Source organism: Microbispora sp. H10885 (assembly GCF_014161415.1).
Taxonomy (GTDB): domain Bacteria; phylum Actinomycetota; class Actinomycetes; order Streptosporangiales; family Streptosporangiaceae; genus Microbispora; species Microbispora triticiradicis.
The window spans coordinates 168,450-184,986 of sequence record NZ_JABBWY010000001.1 but is presented as its reverse complement, the minus strand read 5'-3'; the positions used below and the strand labels follow the sequence as shown (position 1 = coordinate 184,986).

Annotated in this window: 15 protein-coding genes and 1 tRNA gene; 7 read left to right on the top strand and 9 right to left on the bottom strand. The window is 69.5% G+C overall.

All coding sequences use genetic code 11. From position 1 onward, the window contains the following. Positions 1 to 48: 48 nt before the first annotated feature. The gene (locus tag HHX37_RS00895) at positions 49 to 276 is read left to right on the top strand and encodes a hypothetical protein (RefSeq protein ID WP_182884169.1); all 228 of its coding nucleotides are present in this window, start codon (positions 49 to 51) and stop codon (positions 274 to 276) included. A 214-nt stretch (positions 277 to 490) separates the two neighbouring features. On the opposite strand, the gene HHX37_RS00890 is transcribed toward HHX37_RS00895, so the two are convergent. From HHX37_RS00890 to dnaA, 9 genes are all read right to left on the bottom strand, one after another. Further along, positions 491 to 567: transfer RNA gene (locus HHX37_RS00890), tRNA-Ile, on the bottom strand. Between the two features lie 157 nt (positions 568 to 724). Next, positions 725 to 1,462, bottom strand: a complete 738-nt coding sequence (locus tag HHX37_RS00885) for a DUF3566 domain-containing protein (RefSeq protein ID WP_310740223.1) — start codon at positions 1,460 to 1,462, stop codon at positions 725 to 727. Positions 1,463 to 1,682: 220 nt separating this feature from the next. Then, entirely contained in the window at positions 1,683 to 4,184 is a 2,502-nt protein-coding gene (gyrA, locus tag HHX37_RS00880) for a DNA gyrase subunit A (RefSeq protein ID WP_182882553.1), read from the bottom strand. Positions 4,185 to 4,212: 28 nt separating this feature from the next. After that, positions 4,213 to 6,138, bottom strand: a complete 1,926-nt coding sequence (gyrB, locus tag HHX37_RS00875; RefSeq protein ID WP_396697362.1) for a DNA topoisomerase (ATP-hydrolyzing) subunit B — start codon at positions 6,136 to 6,138, stop codon at positions 4,213 to 4,215. 356 nt (positions 6,139 to 6,494) lie between these two features. Further along, on the bottom strand, positions 6,495 to 7,028 hold the full coding sequence (locus HHX37_RS00870) for a DUF721 domain-containing protein (protein WP_310740222.1): 534 nt from the start codon (positions 7,026 to 7,028) through the stop codon (positions 6,495 to 6,497). Beyond that, positions 7,018 to 8,205, bottom strand: a complete 1,188-nt coding sequence (recF, locus tag HHX37_RS00865) for a DNA replication/repair protein RecF (protein ID WP_111700101.1) — start codon at positions 8,203 to 8,205, stop codon at positions 7,018 to 7,020. The genes HHX37_RS00870 and recF overlap by 11 nt, the downstream gene beginning before the upstream one ends. A 37-nt stretch (positions 8,206 to 8,242) precedes the next feature. Further along, positions 8,243 to 9,241: a phosphogluconate dehydrogenase (NAD(+)-dependent, decarboxylating) gene (gene gnd, locus HHX37_RS00860; RefSeq protein ID WP_396774401.1), complete on the bottom strand. Its 999-nt coding sequence runs from the start codon at positions 9,239 to 9,241 to the stop codon at positions 8,243 to 8,245. 50 nt (positions 9,242 to 9,291) lie between these two features. Continuing rightward, positions 9,292 to 10,431 carry a DNA polymerase III subunit beta gene (gene dnaN / locus HHX37_RS00855; RefSeq protein WP_111700099.1) on the bottom strand — a complete coding sequence of 380 codons (1,140 nt, stop codon included), beginning with the start codon at positions 10,429 to 10,431 and terminating at the stop codon, positions 9,292 to 9,294. 523 nt (positions 10,432 to 10,954) lie between these two features. Continuing rightward, positions 10,955 to 12,661, bottom strand: a complete 1,707-nt coding sequence (gene dnaA / locus HHX37_RS00850; RefSeq protein WP_182884168.1) for a chromosomal replication initiator protein DnaA — start codon at positions 12,659 to 12,661, stop codon at positions 10,955 to 10,957. A gap of 434 nt (positions 12,662 to 13,095) precedes the next feature. On the opposite strand from dnaA, the gene rpmH reads away from it, so the two are divergent. The 6 genes from rpmH (at position 13,096) to rsmG (ending at position 16,487) form a co-directional block, all read left to right on the top strand. Continuing rightward, positions 13,096 to 13,233, top strand: a complete 138-nt coding sequence (gene rpmH / locus HHX37_RS00845; protein WP_015772801.1) for a 50S ribosomal protein L34 — start codon at positions 13,096 to 13,098, stop codon at positions 13,231 to 13,233. Positions 13,234 to 13,312: 79 nt separating this feature from the next. Further along, positions 13,313 to 13,690, top strand: a complete 378-nt coding sequence (gene rnpA, locus HHX37_RS00840) for a ribonuclease P protein component (protein WP_111700097.1) — start codon at positions 13,313 to 13,315, stop codon at positions 13,688 to 13,690. Then, on the top strand, positions 13,687 to 14,001 hold the full coding sequence (gene yidD / locus HHX37_RS00835) for a membrane protein insertion efficiency factor YidD (RefSeq protein WP_111700096.1): 315 nt from the start codon (positions 13,687 to 13,689) through the stop codon (positions 13,999 to 14,001). The genes rnpA and yidD overlap by 4 nt, the downstream gene beginning before the upstream one ends. Positions 14,002 to 14,005: 4 nt before the next feature. After that, complete coding sequence (gene yidC / locus HHX37_RS00830) at positions 14,006 to 14,962, top strand: membrane protein insertase YidC (protein WP_182873252.1); 957 nt, start codon at positions 14,006 to 14,008, stop codon at positions 14,960 to 14,962. An 18-nt stretch (positions 14,963 to 14,980) separates the two neighbouring features. Then, positions 14,981 to 15,475, top strand: coding sequence for a protein jag (locus HHX37_RS00825; protein ID WP_111700094.1), 495 nt, complete (start codon positions 14,981 to 14,983; stop codon positions 15,473 to 15,475). A gap of 331 nt (positions 15,476 to 15,806) precedes the next feature. Next, positions 15,807 to 16,487, top strand: coding sequence for a 16S rRNA (guanine(527)-N(7))-methyltransferase RsmG (rsmG, locus tag HHX37_RS00820; protein WP_182884167.1), 681 nt, complete (start codon positions 15,807 to 15,809; stop codon positions 16,485 to 16,487). Positions 16,488 to 16,537 lie beyond the last annotated feature (50 nt).

The following is a 16,537-nucleotide window of genomic DNA, read 5'->3' as shown; positions in this document are numbered from 1 at the left end:
CACCACACCGCCGAGCGGATGGTCCGCGACGCCGAGGAGGACCAGCGCGTGGAGACCGTTTCAGCGAGCGCGCGGTTCCCGCCCGGGTGGCGGGCCACGCAGGTGAGCAGATCGGTGAGCGGTCACAGCTGCTCACCCAGCGCCGCCGAGCAGCACTTGGGCCTGGGTGCCAGCCAGCACCCGCACACCGGCCGGATGGCGTTCCGCGTGATAGGTGCCGAGCAGGTGCGCGGGGGCCGTGCCGCGCACGGCCACCAGGAGACGATCATTAACTGAGCCGTACGAGCCCCAACGATGAGCTGTCTGCGGGCCAGCGCGCCGAGCGATTTGCGCTTACGACCCAGTTCTCGTCTGACCAAGATGCCGTCAGAAACTAACTTGAACGCGTCGGTGCCCGGTCGTGACGAACGGTGCGACGGTCAAATGACGGTCAAACGATCAAAAGGCCAGGTCCCGGATCTTGGGAACTGGCCTCTGAGCTGGTGCTTCGTGGTGGGGCTACCAGGACTTGAACCTGGGACCTCTTCCTTATCAGGGAAGCGCTCTAACCGTCTGAGCTATAGCCCCGCGATGCGCAACGAACGTTACCGCATCCGGTTTCCGGTGGCGAATCCGCTTCCGGACGAGGAAAAGCTTACCGTGTCCGGCCCGGTGGTCGTGCCGCGAAGCGCGGGTGCCCGCCTCGTACGGCCGGCCGCTCGGGGCGGCCCGCCGTACGGAGGGGTCACTCGGCTTCGCTGAAGGTGACCTCGACGCCGCCGACGAGGTCCGCGGAGATGTTGTAGATCACGGCGCCGAGGGTGGACAGCGCGGTGATGAGCACGACGTTCAACGCGCCGAGCAGTGCCGCGTATCCGAGGATGCGGACCGGCTCGAACCAGCCGCGGATGTCGATAGTGCCGACGCCCTTGCCCGCGACGCCGCCGCTCGTGGTCAGCTGCATGACGGTGTCGGTGATCGAGGAGAAGACGCCGAGCGCCGAGAGCACGCCGTACAGCACCGCGACGGCCACGAACAGCACGACGAAGCAGACCAGCGAGACGACGAAGCTGAACTTCATCGCCGACCACGGCTCGACCCGGCGCAGCACCAGGTGGGCCTTGCGCGGCGGGCGGACGCCGACGCCCGGCTTCTTGTCCTTGCCCTTGGCGGCCTCGGCGCGGTCCGTGCCTCCGGGGCCGAAGGTGAGCCCGCGTACGGAGCCGCCGTCCATCTTGGGAACACCGCTGTCCACAGGCGCCCGGGCGCCGTCCACAACGGGGGCGGCCGCGGCCACCCCGGCGGGTCGGGGATACTGCGCCGTGGCGCCGCCGTCGGACCCGCCGCCGTTGGGCCTGCCGTTCTCGGACCTGCCCTTGTCGGTGGCGCCGTCCGCGGTCGCCTGCCGCTTCCACGGCTGGTCGGCGCCCGTGGTCCGGATGCGCATGGTGTCTTCGGCCTTCGCCTTGTCGGCGGCGGTCACGTCATCTCCTTCGGAACCCACCCTGGGGACGCTACCGCCATCCTGTGCCCGCGCGGTAACGCCGTTGGAGGACGACGCCGGACGGGCGCCCGCGGGTTTCTGCCTGGCGCTGCCGGGGGTCCGTGCCCCGCCGCTGTCGCTCATGCCACACCCTCGCCTGACGGCTCGGGTCCGCATTCGCGAATCGCACTGTGCTCATCGATTCGCTCGCTGCGCTCGCTCATGCCTCGTCTCCTGCCCCGTTCTCCTCGGTCACCAACGCCTCGGCGTTGCGAGCGAGGGCGACGACGCTGTCACCCTCGGCCAGATTCATCAGGCGGACGCCCATCGTCTGGCGGCCCGACTGCTTGATCTCGCCTGCACTGGTACGGATCACCCCGCCGGCGGAGGTGATCGCGAAGACCTCGTCCTCGGGACGCACCATGACGGCACCGACCAGCTTGCCACGAGCACTGACGATCTTCGCCGTCAGGACGCCCTTGCCGCCCCGGCCCTGCACCGGGTACTGGTCGGCGGGTGTCCGCTTCGCATACCCGCCCTCGGTCGCGATCAACACGTCGTCGCCGTCGCCCATGACGTTCATCGCGAGAAGCTCGTCACCGTCCACGAACCGCATGCCGATCACACCGCTGGTCGCGCGGCCCATCGGGCGCAGCGCGTCGTCCGAGGCGGTGAACCTGATCGACTGCGCGTTCTTGGAGACGAGCAGCAGGTCGTCACCCTCGGACACGAGACGGGCGGCGATCACCTCGTCATCCTCGCGCAGGTTGATCGCGATCAGGCCACCGGAACGCGGCGAATCGTATTCGGAAAGGCGCGTTTTCTTCACCAAACCGCTGCGGGTCGCCAGCACCAGGTACGGCGCGACGTCGTAGTCCCGCAGGTCGAGGATCTCCATCACGTGCTCGTCGGGCTGCATGGCGAGCAGGTTGGCCAGGTGCTGGCCCCGCGCGTCCCGGCCCGACTCGGGCAGTTCGTACGCCTTGACCCGGTAGACCCGGCCCTTGTTCGTGAACGCCAGCAGCCAGTGATGCGTCGTGGTCACGAAGAAGTGCTCGACGATGTCGTCCTGGCGGAGCTGGGCTCCCCTGACGCCCTTGCCGCCGCGCTTCTGCGCCCGGTAGAGGTCGGTGCTCGTCCGCTTGGCGTACCCGCCGCGCGTGATCGTGACGACCACGTCCTCCTCGGCGATCAGGTCCTCGATGGACATGTCGCCCTCGTACGCGATGATCTCGGTCTTCCGCTCGTCGCCGTACTTGGCGACGATCTCCCCGAGCTCGTCCGACACGAGCCGGCGCTGCCGGGGCTCGGAGGCCAGGATGTCCTGGTAGTCGGCGATCTGCGCCATCAGGCCGTCGTACTCGTCCTGGATCTGCTGCCGCTCCAGCGCGGCCAGCTTGCGCAGCTGCATGTCCAGGATGGCCTGCGCCTGGACCTGGTCGATGTCCAGCAGCGTCATCAGGCCGCCCTGCGCCTCGGCCGCCGACGGCGACCGCCTGATCAGGGCGATGACGTCGTCGAGCCGGTCGAGGGCCTTGAGCAGGCCACGCAGGATGTGCGCCCGCTCCTCGGCCTTGCGCAGCAGGAACCGGGTCCGCCGGACGACGACCTCGATCTGGTGCGTGATGTAGTGCCGGACGAACTGGTCGAGCCGCAGCGTCCGCGGCACCCCGTCGACCAGCGCGATCATGTTCGCGCCGAACGTGGTCTGGAGCTGGGTGTGCTTGTAGAGGTTGTTCAGCACCACCTTGGCGACCGCGTCGCGCTTGAGCACGATCACCAGCCGCTGGCCGGTACGCGAGGAGGTCTCGTCACGGACGTCCGCGATACCGGTGACCTTCCCGTCGCGGACCAGCTCGGCGATCGTGAGCGCCAGGTTGTCCGGGTTCACCTGGTACGGCAGGGCCGTGACCACCAGGCACTGCCGTCCCTTGGGGTCCTCCTCGACCTCGACGACGGCCCGCATGATGATCGAGCCGCGGCCGGTGCGGTAGGCGTCCTCGATACCGCGGCGGCCGACGATCAGCGCGCCGGTGGGGAAGTCGGGGCCCTTGACCCGGGCGAGCAGCCCGTCGAGCAGTTCCTCGTCGGACGCCTCGGGGTTGTCGAGCGCCCAGACGACGGCGTTGCCGACCTCCCGGAGGTTGTGCGGCGGGATGTTGGTCGCCATGCCGACCGCGATTCCGGCCGACCCGTTCACCAGCAGGTTCGGGAACCGCGACGGAAGGACGATCGGCTCCTGCGACCGCCCGTCGTAGTTGGGCTGGAAGTCGACGGTCTCCTTGTCGATGTCCCGGAGCATCTCCATGGCGATCGGCGCGAGGCGGCACTCGGTGTACCGCATCGCGGCGGCCGGGTCGTTGCCCGGCGAGCCGAAGTTGCCCTGCCCGTCGACGAGCGGGTAGCGCAGCGACCACGGCTGCGCGAGTCGTACGACGGTGTCGTAGATCGACGTGTCGCCGTGGGGGTGGTAGGAGCCCATGACGTCGCCGACGACCCGGGAGCACTTGAAGTAGCCGCGGTCGGGCCGGTAGCCGCCGTCGAACATCGCGTACAGCACGCGGCGGTGCACGGGCTTGAGGCCGTCGCGGACGTCCGGCAGCGCGCGGGACACGATGACGGACATCGCGTAGTCCATGTAGCTGCGCTGCATCTCGGCCTGGATGTCGACCGGCTCGATCCGATCGGCGGGGGGCCCAGGCGGCGTGTTCACTTCCGTCACGAAAAGTCCTTCTGGTTAGCCGCGCTGCTCAGACGTCAAGGAAGCGGACGTCACGGGCATTGGTGATGATGAAGTTCCTGCGCGCCTCGACGTCCTCGCCCATCAGCACGCTGAACAGGTTGTCGGCCTGGGCGGCGTCGTCGAGGGTGACCTGGCGGAGCACCCGCGTGTCGGGGTTCATGGTGGTCTCCCACAGCTGGGAGGCGTTCATCTCGCCCAGACCCTTGAACCGCTGCACGCCGTCGTGAAGCCGGGGGTCGCGCCGGCCGCGGCCGACGCCCTCCTCGATGATCGCGTCCCGCTCCCGGTCGGAGTACGCGTACGACGCGTCCTCGCCCTTGCGGTCCCACTTGATCTTGTACAGCGGAGGCTGGGACAGGTAGACGTGGCCCGCCTCGATCAGCGGCCGCATGAAGCGGAACAGCAGCGTCAGCAGCAGCGTGGTGATGTGCTGGCCGTCCACGTCGGCGTCCGCCATGAGGATCAGCTTGTGGTAGCGCAGCTTCGAGATGTCGAACTCGTCGTGCACGCCGGTGCCGAGGGCGGTGATCAGCGCCTGGACCTCGTTGTTCTTGAGGACCTTGTCGATCCGGGCCTTCTCGACGTTCAGGATCTTGCCGCGCAGCGGGAGGATCGCCTGGAACTTGGGGTCGCGCCCGCCCTTGGCCGAGCCGCCGGCCGAGTCGCCCTCGACGATGAACAGCTCGCACTTCTCCGGCTCCGACCACTGGCAGTCGGCCAGCTTGCCGGGGAGCCCGCTGCCGCTCTCCAGCAGCGACTTGCGGCGGGTGAGGTCGCGCGCCTGGCGGGCCGCGATGCGGGCCCGGGAGGCCTGCAGCGACTTGTTGATGATCTCCTTGGCCTCGCCCGGGTTGCGCTCGAACCAGTCGCGCAGGTGGTCGTTGCAGGCCTTCTGGACGAACGACTTCGCCTCGGTGTTGCCCAGCTTGGTCTTGGTCTGGCCCTCGAACTGCGGGTCGGCCAGCTTCACCGAGATGATCGCGGCGAGCCCTTCGCGGACGTCGTCGCCGCTGAGGTTGTCGTCCTTGCCCTCCTTGAGGAACTTCTGCTCGCGCGCGTACCGGTTGACGATGGTCGTCAGCGCGGCGCGGAAGCCCTCCTCGTGGGTGCCGCCCTCGGCGGTGTTGATCGTGTTGGCGAACGTGTAGACCGACTCGCTGTAGGAGGCGTTCCACTGCATGGCGATCTCGACCGAGATGCCGTCGCCGTGCTCCTCGAAGTCGATGACCGAGTTGTGGATCGGGTCCTTCTTCGAGTTCAGGTGGGTGACGAAGTCGGACAGGCCGCCCTCGTAGTGGTACGTGACGACCTTGGATTCGCCCTCGATGATGTGGTCGGGCCGCTCGTCGGTGAGCCTGATCGTGAGACCCTTGTTGAGGAAGGCCATCTCCTGGAACCGGCGCGCCAGCGTCTCGAAGTTCCAGGTGACGGTCTCGAAGATCTCCGCGTCGGGCCAGAAGCTGATCGTCGTGCCGTGGTCCTCGGTGGGCTCGCCCTTCTGCAGCGGCCCGGTCGGCTTGGCCGTCACGTACTTCTGGCGCCACACGTGGCCGTCGGTCCGGACCTCGACCTCAAGGCGGGTCGACAGGGCGTTGACGACCGAGGCGCCGACACCGTGCAGGCCGCCCGAGACGGCGTACGACTTGCTGTCGAACTTGCCGCCGGCGTGCAGCACGGTGAAGACGACCTCGACGGCGGGCCTGCCCTCGGCGGCGACGATGCCCACGGGAATGCCGCGTCCGTGGTCCATCACGCGCACGCCGCCGTCGGCGAGCAGGGTGACCTCGATCAGGTCGTTGTAGCCGGCCAGCGCCTCGTCGACCGCGTTGTCGACGATCTCCTGCACCAGGTGGTGCAACCCACGCTCACCGGTCGAGCCGATGTACATGCCGGGCCGCTTGCGGACCGCTTCCAGCCCTTCGAGAACGGTGATAGAGCTAGCGTCGTAGGACAAGTGCGAAATCCTCCTGCCGCGGACACGCGGCGGGCGACACCGTGGATTGGCTGCCCCTGCCGTGCCCGTCACCGTCGTGAGTGCCCCGATGCGCCCGCCCAGGGAAACCGGCCCGCAGGACCGGGGGTGACGCAAACCGGACGTGTCCTTGAGTCCTCCTACATTCTACCGGTCCGACCGACAACCGGTGGCATCCACGGGGGCTGTGGTGCCCTGTCGCTTGATGATCATGTTTCCGAGCATCCCCTACGGGGGACGGGGGTCATGGCCTCAGACGCGATTTTGGGCCGGTTCGGGCTTCCGGAGACTCCCCCCTGCCCACTGGACGGGCCCTTTCACCCGTAGGTGTCCCCCGGCCCCCGGCTGCCGCGCACCCGGAGGCCGCCCTCGGGCCGCGGGCCCGCGCCCGGGCCGCGCACCTTCACCCTGGTCACCGTGCCGTCGCCGAGTTCCTCGTTCAACCGCTTGACCAGCGTGGCGGCGAGCAGGCGCACCTGGGTCGCCCAGGCGGTGGAGTCGGCGGCGACCAGCACCTCGCCGTCCTCGAAGCTCTCCGGCCGGGTGTGGGCGGCGAGGTCCGGCCCGACGATCTCCGGCCAGCGGCCGAAGACCCCGCCAACCGCGACCGGCTGCTCCCAGCCCCGGGCGGCGAGCAGGTCGCGGATCGCCCGGCCGAACGGCAGCGGATCGCCGGAGTCGCGCCGCGGGCCGCCCGAGCCGGAGCGGCGGCGGGGCTCGCTGCGCGGCAGCTGCCCCCGCTTGAGCGCGTCCGACTTGGCCTGGGCCAGCTTCTCCCGCGCCAGCGCGGCGCCCCGGGCGACCGAACCCTTCGGGGATTGTCCACCGCCTGTGGATATCTCATCGGACACGGGTCACGCTCCCTTCGGTCACGTCGAACCGGGCGCCGGTCAGCTCCGGCGGCACGTCGTCCGGCACCGCGGCGGTGATGAGCACCTGCTCGGCCGGGGCGACGATCTCGGTGAGCCGCCTGCGCCGCTGCCCGTCCAGCTCGGCGAAGACGTCGTCGAGGATCAGCACGGGGTCGCCGCCGTCGGTTCTCAGCAGGTCGTAGGCCGCGAGCCGCAGCGCGAGCGCGAACGACCACGACTCGCCGTGGCTGGCGTAGCCGCGGGCCGGCAGCTCGCCCAGCCGCAGCAGCAGGTCGTCGCGGTGCGGGCCGACGAGGGTCACGCCGCGTTCGAGCTCGGCCTGACGCGCCTCGGCGAGGCCCGCCCGCAGGCCTTCGGCGAGAAGTTCCCGGTTTGTCCCCAGGGTGGGGATATCTGTGGATAACCCCGACGCCCGGTACTCCAGATCGGCGAGCCCGGACGACGGGGCGAGCGTCGCGTACGCCTTGGCGGCGAGCGGGCGCAGCAGGTCCACCAGGTGCAGCCGGGCCGCCAGCAGTTCGGCGCCGAAGCGCACCAGGTGGGTGTCCCAGATCTCCAGGGTGCTCAGCACGTCCCCGGCGCCCGCGGCGGCGAACGCCGCGTCGTCGTCCTGCCTGCGGGGGCCGCGCCGCCGCCCCGCCCGGGACGCCGCGGCCGTACGCAGGAGGGTGTTGCGCTGCTTGAGCACGCGCTCGTAGTCGGCGCGTACGGCCGCGAACCTGGGGGCGCGGGCGACGAGCAGCTCGTCCATGAACCGGCGGCGCTCGGAGGGGTCGCCCTTGACGAGCGCGAGGTCCTCGGGGGCGAACAGGACGGTGCGCAGCAGGCCGAGCGCGTCGCGCGGACGCGGCACCGGCGAGCGGTTCACCCGGGCGCGGTTGGCCCGGCCCGGGTTGATCTCCACCTCGACGAGGGCGCGGCGGTCGTCCCTGACCACCACGGCCCGTACGACCGCCCGCTGCGCGCCGTGCCGTACGAGCGGGGCGTCGGTGGCCACCCGGTGGCTCGAATGGGTCGCGAGGTAGCCGAGCGCCTCGACGAGGTTGGTCTTGCCCTGCCCGTTCGGCCCCACGAAGGCCGTCGCGCCCGGTTCGAGCGTCAGCTCGACCTCCGGGTAGGACCGGAAGTCGGTGAGGGACAGGCTCGCCACGTGCACGCCCGCAAGGCTAGTGCCCACCGGCCGCCCGGGGTGGTCACCGGTCGGCTTCGGGGGGCGGAGCCACGTCGGCGCCGGGGGAGTCGGCGCCCCTGCCGGTCTGGCCCTCGGCCGACGCGACCGCGTGGCCGCCGAACTGGTTGCGCAGCGCCGCGACCATCTTCATCGCCGGGGAGTCGGCCTGGCGCGAGGCGAACCTGGCGTACAGCGCGGCCGTGATGGCCGGCAGGGGCACGGCGTGGTCGACGGCGGCCTGCACGGTCCACCGGCCCTCGCCGGAGTCCTCCGCGTAGCCCTTCAGGTCGGCGAGGTCGGGGTCCTCCCGCAGGGCCCGCACCAGCAGGTCGAGCAGCCAGGACTGGATGACCGTGCCGTGCCGCCAGCTCCGGAACGTGTCGGGGACGTTGGTGACGACATCGCTGGCCTCCAGCAGTTCCCAGCCCTCGGCGAAGGACTGCATCATGCCGTACTCGATGCCGTTGTGGACCATCTTCGCGAAGTGGCCCGCGCCGACGCCGCCCGCGTGCACGAAGCCGTCCTCACCCTCGGGCTTGAGCGTGTCGAAGGCGGGCATGAGCCGCCCGACGTGCTCGTCCTCGCCCCCGACCATCAGCGCGTAGCCGTTCTGCAGGCCCCACACGCCGCCGCTGACGCCCACGTCGACGAAGCCGATGCCGCGTGTGCCGAGGTCCGCCGCGTGCCGCTGGTCGTCCAGGTAGTGGGAGTTGCCGCCGTCGATCACGACGTCGCCCTCCGACAGCAGGTCGCGCAGTTGCTCGACGGTGGCCCGGGTCGGCGCTCCGGCGGGGACCATCACCCAGACCGCGCGCGGCGCCTGAAGCCTCTCGACGAGGTCCTTCAGGCTGCCGACGTCGCTGAGGGCGGGATCGCGGTCGTAGCCGACGACCTCATGGCCGCCGCGCCGCAGCCGCTCGGCCATGTTCCCGCCCATCCTGCCGAGCCCGATCATGCCGATCTGCATCTGAGCCACCCCTTGACGTCCGCGTCGTCCACCGAGGCACGCGTACCCATGCATCGGGTGTCCATGCCACGGCCAAAGCGTACGCCCGGGGCGTCACGGCGAGATCAGCTGGACAGGCGGATGGGCATGATCAGGTAGCGGTAGTCCTCGTTCGCGCCTTCGTCCACAGGCTTGCCCGCGGTGAGGATGGCCGGCTTGGTCGGCGTGGTGAACTGCAGCCGGGCGATGTCGGAGTCGATCGCCCCCAGGCCCTCCAGCAGGAACTGGTGGTTGAACGCGATGTTGATCTCGTCGCCGTCGAAGTCGACCGGGAGCGCCTCCACCGCCTGGGCCTCGTCGCCGCTGCCGGCCTCCAGGACGACCTCGCCACCGCGGAAGGCCAGCCGTACGGGGGTGTTGCGCTCGGCGACGAGCGCGACGCGCTTGACGGCCTCGACGAACGAGCCTGTGGACAAGTCGGCGCGGGCGGAGAACTCGGTGGGCAGCAGCGAGCGGTACTTGGGGAACTCGGGGTCGAGCAGCCGGGTCGTCGTCCGCCGCCCGGAGCTGGAGAAACCGATCATGCCCTCGCCGGTGCCGCCGGCGGAGCTGAGCGCGATCTCGACCTCCGCACCGCTGCCGCCGAGCGCCTTGGCCGTGTCGGCGAGCGTACGGCCGGGAATCATCGCCACGGCCTGGAAGCCGGGCTGCTCCGGCTGCCACTTCAGTTCGCGTACGGCGAGCCGGTAGCGGTCGGTCGCGGCGAGGGTCACCGTGTCGCCGTCGATCTCCATCCGGACGCCGGTGAGCATCGGGAGCGTGTCGTCCTTGCCCGCTGCCACGGCCACCTGGCCGACGGCGGAGGCGAACACGTCGCTGCCGACCCGTCCGGCGGCGGGCGGCATCGCCGGAAGGGACGGGTAGTCCTCCACAGGCATGGTGAGCAGGGTGAACCGCGCGCTTCCACAGGTGACGACGGCCTTCGCCCCGTCCACGACCAGTTCGACCGGCTGGGCGGGGAGGGCGCGCGTGATCTCGGCGAGCAGCTTGCCGGAGACGAGCACCACGCCCGCCTCCCCGGTCTGCAGGTCGAGGGTCACCTCGGCGGAGACCTCGTAGTCGAAGCCGGAGAGCTTCAGCCTCTGGTCGTCGGTCACCTCAAGCCGCATGCCGGCGAGCACCGGCACCGAGGGACGGGCCGGAAGGCTCCGTGCCGTCCACGCCACGGCCTCGGCGAGCACATCGCGATCGATCCGGAACATCACGTGGATCAGCCTCCTGGGTGTCGCTGCATCGTCAAGTCTTCACTCTCCCGCACCTGTGTGCCTCCAGAACCCCTTCTATGGTTCTTGAGTTCCTTAGAGAGAGATACAGGTCCTCGTATTAGGGAGTGTGGATATGTGGATGAGGAGCATTTTCGCAGCTCAGCGGAGATGCTTCATCCACTGGTGCTGTGGGGGAAAGGTGGACGGACCCCCTGTGGACTGTGGGTGGCCGCGCTGTCCCCACAGCCCGTCCCCAGGTTCGGGCACCTCTGTCCACGAGTAATCCACCAGGTTTCCACCGGTTGTCCACGGGGTAAAAGGGACAGCCGATGTGCCTGTGACGAGTACGCACAGGGCTTCCCCAGCCTGCCCACAGGTATTCCCCAAGCTGTCCCCAGCTTCTCCCCAAAGTTGTCCCCAAGTGGGGACGGCCTGCCGGCGGTCCGGAGAGGGTGGGGGTAACGCGATTCGGGCCGCGATGAGGCGGCATCCCTGATCCACAGAGTTATCCACAGCCTGTGCACTAAGAGTTGCGTGCGCGCTGCTTGATCCGGGTGGTCAGCTCGTTGACCTGGTTGTACATCGAGTGCCGCTCGGCCATGAGCGAGCGGATCTTACGCTCCGCGTGCATGACGGTGGTGTGGTCCCGGCCGCCGAACTGCTGGCCGATCTTCGGCAGCGACAGGTCCGTCAGCTCACGGGCCAGATACATCGCGATCTGCCGGGCGGTGACCAGAGCCCGCGACCGTGAGCTACCGCACAGGTCGTCGAGCGAGACGCCGAAGTACTCCGCGGTTGTGGACATGATGAGGGAGATGGTGATCTCCGGGCTCGCGTCCTCGCTGATCAGGTCCTTGAGGACGATCTCGGCGAGCTGGAGGTCCACGGACTGGCGGTTGAGGCTGGCGAACGCGGTGACCCGGATCAGCGCCCCCTCCAGCTCGCGGATGTTGGTGGCGATGCGGCTGGCGATGTACTCCAGGACGTCGGGCGGCGCGGCCAGGCCCTCCTGGATCGCCTTCTTCCGCAGGATCGCGATGCGGGTCTCCAGCTCCGGCGGCTGGACGTCGGTGATCAGGCCCCACTCGAACCGGTTGCGCAGCCGGTCCTCCAGCGTGACGAGCTGCTTGGGGGCCCGGTCGCTGGAGATGACGATCTGCTTGCTGGCGTTGTGGAGGGTGTTGAACGTGTGGAAGAACTCCTCCTGCGTCTGCTCCTTGCCCTCCAGGAACTGGATGTCGTCCACAAGGAGGATGTCGACCGCGCGGTAGCGGGCCCGGAACCCGTCCGCCTTGTGGTCGCGGATGGAGTTGATGAAGTCGTTGGTGAACTCCTCGGAGCTCACGTACCGGACCCGGGCGCCGTCGTAGAGGCTCTGCGCGTAGTGGCCGATCGCGTGCAGCAGGTGCGTCTTCCCCAGCCCGGAGTCGCCGTAGATGAACAGCGGGTTGTACGCCTTGGCGGGGGCCTCGGCGACCGCGACCGCGGCGGCGTGGGCGAAGCGGTTGCTCGCGCCGATGACGAACGTCTCGAACGTGTACTTGGCGTTCAGCCGGGCCGACTCGCCGCTCGGCCGGCCGGCCCGCGCGTCCCAGCGGTTCTGCGCCGGCACGGGCTCCGGCTTGGGAGCGGGAGGAGGCTCGGGCGAGTAGCCGCCCGGCCGCTGCGGGCGGTCGGGCGGGGAGACCTGCTGGGCGGGCTGTGGATACTGCGGGTCCTGTGGATACCGCGGCCCGCCGTGGACCTGCGGCGACCCCTGCGGGCGGCCGTGGGAGGGACCGTACGCCGGACCGTGTGCGGGGCTGTGGATACTCGGCGGGGCGTGCGGCTCGGGCTCGCGCCGGGACGGCCCGTCCTCACCTAAGGGGTAGCGCGGAGCCTGGTGGTGAGGCTGTGGATAATCTGTGGACGACTGCTGTGGATGACGGTCGGCCGGCCCCTGGCCCACGGGGTCCGGAGGAGCCTGGAGTCCCGCGCCGGGATCCACCATCACCGCGATCCGCACCGGCCTGCCGAGCTCCTGCGACAGCGCGTGCACGATCAGCGGGCGCAGCCGCACCTCGATGACCTCTTTGGCGAAGTCGTTCGGGGCGGCCAGGAGGATGGTGTCGTTGATGAGGCCGGAGGGCTGTGTCATCTGGAGGAACGCACGCTGCTGTCCGGAGACGCCCTCGTCGAGGAGGGTGCTGAGCGCCCGAGCCCATACAGCGTTGAGATCGACGCCTTCCATGGCTCGGCCCCTCCTCCCTTTGCGCGGCCCCGTCCGCCGCCGCGATCCGTGCCGTGTTCCCGTCCGGTACGCCTCACGGCACCGGCCCTCTTCCGAATGCCTGATCCACACGTGATCCACACGATGTGCACAGGCCGCGTATTCTTCCCGGGCACATCCACGCTGATGAGGGGAAGGGCCGGACGGCCGACAGTAGCGGTGTGCACATCCGCGTTCAAGGCGTTGTCCACAGCCTAGTGGGCCATGGTCGCCCGCCGTACTCGGTTGGCGGCACGGGCGTCGGTTTGACCTGACGTAGGGTGGCCCCGTAACGTGTCCCGGTCGGCTAATCACGCGACGGCTATTTCGCATGCCCGCGCATATGACAAGCCGCGTGACATTGGATTGTGCCGCGTCCGCAGCCCGCGGGCGTACCTGAAGCCTGGAGCCCACTCGTGAGCAAGCGTACTTACCAGCCGAACAACCGTCGCCGCGCGAAGACCCACGGCTTCCGGCTGCGCATGCGCACCCGGGCCGGCCGCGCCATCCTGGCCGCGCGCCGCCGCAAGGGCCGCGCCGAGCTGACGGTCTGACGACCAGTCGCCGCCCGCTCGCGCCCGGCGCCCCTCACGGCGCCGGTGGAGCGGGCGGCCGTACGTCGAGGAAGGCCCGGTGCTGCCGTCCGCGTCCCGCATGCGTCGGGGTGACGAGTTCGCCGACGCGATCCGCCGTGGGCGACGCGCCGGGCGTCCCGCCCTGGTCGCACATCTGAACCTGCGCGACGCCGACGAGCCACCGCTGGTCGGCTTCGTCGTGAGCAGGGCGGTCGGTGGCGCCGTGGTGCGGAACCAGGTCAGGCGCAGGTTGAGACACCTCATGCGGAGCCGCCTGCCGATGCTGCCGAGAGGTAGCCTCTTGGTGGTACGCGCCAATCCACCGGCCGCGTCCGCGCGCAGCGAGCACCTGGCCGCCGAACTCGACGTCGCGCTGAGTCGTTTACTCCGGCGGCGCGGGTCCGACGCCCGGACCCCGACGGATGGACGGTCATGACAGCGCAGCATCCAACCCCGGCCGAGGCGCCCGGGGAGGCCGACCGGCTCGCGGAAGGGCTGGTCGCCCGCGTGCTGCTCGCGCTCATCCGGTTCTACCGCGCATTCATCAGCCCGTTGCTGGGGCCGAGGTGCAGGTTCGAGCCGTCCTGTAGTGCCTATGGTCTCGAGGCCGTCGCCGTTCACGGAGCGGCGCGCGGGGTATGGCTGACCGTCAGGCGTATTGGACGGTGCCATCCGTTCCATCCTGGAGGTTTCGACCCGGTGCCCCCACGCCGAGTCCGGTCTCACGACGAAACGCAAGGGAGCTAGCTCGGTGGAGCTGCCATTCCTGAAATGGCTGTATACGGCGGTGGCCCAGGTGATCACCTGGATCCACGGCGGTTACAGCACCTTTATCCCCGCCAGTAGCGGTCTCAACTGGGCGCTGACCATCATCACCCTGACCGTGCTGATGCGCCTGCTGATCTTCCCGCTCTTCATGAAGCAGATGCGCTCGTCGCGGAAGATGCAGGAACTCGCGCCCAAGGTGCAGGAGCTGCGCAAGAAGTACAAGAACGACAAGCAGCGCATGAACCAAGAGGTCATGAAGCTGTACCAGGAGGCCGGCACCAACCCTCTGGGTGGCTGCCTCCCGATCGTCGCGCAGTTCCCGATCTTCATCTCGATGTTCACCGTGCTGCGGGCCATCGCCGAGGACCGGGCCGTCTTCGGGATGTCCAAGGAGCTCGTGGAGAGCGCCCGGCACGCGCACGTCTTCGGTGCTCCGCTGCCGGCGACCTTCTTCACGAGCGCGGCGGACATCGAGAAGTTCAGCGCCGATCCGGTGGTCACGAAGATCGTGCTCGGCCTCTTCGTCGCGGTCAGCTCGTGCACCACCTTCCTCACCGTCCGGCAGAGCGTGACGCGCTCGATGGCGCAGATGCCGGACAACCCCATGGCGCAGCAGCAGAAGATCCTCATGTACATCTCGCCGCTGTTCGCCGTCTTCAGCCTGAACTTCCAGCTCGGTCTGATCCTCTACTGGGTGACCACGAACCTGTGGACGCTCGGCCAGCAGCACTGGTTCTACAGCCGCCACCCCATGCCGGTCGTGGACGAGAAGGGCAACATCACCACCCCCGAGCCGTCGAACGGCGTCTTCACGAAGCTGGTGGGTAAGCCCAAGACCACGAAGGCCCCGGAGGCAGAGCCGGAACCCGCCCCCAAGATCGTCCGTCAGCAGCCGGCGCGCCAGCCCCGCAGCAAGCGCACCGGCAGCAAGAAGTCGTAGGAGAAGGAGAGTCCGGACGTGACCGAAGCTGGGGAGACCCTCAAGCCTGCTCCCGACGTCGACGCCCTGGAACAGGAGGGCGAGATCGCGGCGGACTACCTGGAGGGCCTGCTCGACATCGCCGACCTGGACGGCGACATCGACATGGACGTGGAGGGGGACCGCGCCGTGGTGTCGATCGTCGGGATCAAGGGTGACGATCTCGTGGGCTCCGGCGGGGAGGTGCTGGAGGCGCTGCAGGAGCTGACGCGTCTCGCCGTGCACCGCCAGACGGGGGAGCGTTCCCGGCTGATGCTCGACGTGGGCGGCTACCGGGAGCGGCGCCGCGCCGAGCTGACGAAGGTGGGCTCCTCGGCGGCCGCGGACGTCAAGCGCACGGGCGAGCCCAAGGCACTCACCCCGATGACGCCCTTCGAGCGGAAGATCGTGCACGACGCCGTCGCGGCGGCGGGCCTGCGCAGCGAGTCGGAGGGCGAGGAGCCCCGCCGTTTCGTGGTGGTCCTGCCCGCCTGACCGTTCCTCGCGGTTCCGGCTCCGCTCTCGAGCCCGTACGGCTCTCAGCTGTGGTGCCGGAAACGCCGGGGTGCCGCAAACGCCGGGGTGCCGCAAACTCCGACGTGGGAAGCCGTCGGTCCCGATCTCGGGGCCGGCGGCTTTTCCCGTCCTGGCGTCCTGCTGCGTCCTGCTGCGTCCTGCTGAAGTCCTGCCACACCGCGGGATGAGCGGCACGCCTCCCCGCACGGCCGGGGAAGTGCGGACCCGGCGCCCGTATCCACGGCTGACCATTCCCGGCCGGGGAATGACGACTACCCTTGGCCCCAGAGCGTTCCTGGATGAGTGAGTGATGACGGAGAGCAACGACCTGCCCGAGGCGCCCCCGGTGGCGCGTGAGATCTTCACCGGTGAGGCGCTGGAGCGGGCCCGGGTGTTCGCCGAGTTACTCGCCGGTCCCGGAGTGGTGCGAGGGCTGCTGGGCCCGAGAGAGGTCCCCCGGATCTGGGACCGCCATCTGCTCAACTGTGCCGTGGTGGAGGAGGCGATCCCGCCGGACTCGACCGTCGTCGACATCGGTTCCGGCGCCGGCCTGCCCGGCCTGGTGCTCGCGATCGTCCGGCCCGACGTGACGGTGACATTGCTGGAACCCCTGCTCCGCCGCACGGTCTTCCTCTCCGAGTGCGCCGAGGTGCTCAAGCTCGACAACGTGGAGGTGCTGCGCGGACGCGCCGAGGAGATCGCTCACAAGAGGCTCTTCGATGTCGCGACCGCACGGGCGGTGGCGCCGCTCGACCGCCTGCTCTCGTGGTCGATGCCGCTGCTACGGGAGGACGGCGAACTTCTGGCGATGAAGGGAGAGCGGGCACAGGAGGAACTGGAGGCCGCCCGCCCCCACCTCCAGTCGTACGGGGTGAGGCACGTCGAGCTCGTGACAGTGGGGCGCGGTAGGGTCGAGCCGCCCGCGACCCTTGTTCGCGTCGTCGCAGGACGACCCCCGCGAGCGGACACGCGGAGGCGACGGAAGAGGTGAGCCGCGTGGCGGACGCCGGATCAGGCGATGTGAAAGCGGGACTGGGTTGG

Coding starts and splice junctions, on each gene's coding strand:
- dnaA (WP_182884168.1), bottom strand. CDS start 12,661: ATGGAAGGCGTCGATCTCAACGCTGTATGGGCTCGGGCGCTCAGCACC.
- gnd (WP_396774401.1), bottom strand. CDS start 9,241: ATGCATGGGTACGCGTGCCTCGGTGGACGACGCGGACGTCAAGGGGTG.
- rsmG (WP_182884167.1), top strand. CDS start 15,807: ATGACGGAGAGCAACGACCTGCCCGAGGCGCCCCCGGTGGCGCGTGAG.
- yidD (WP_111700096.1), top strand. CDS start 13,687: ATGACAGCGCAGCATCCAACCCCGGCCGAGGCGCCCGGGGAGGCCGAC.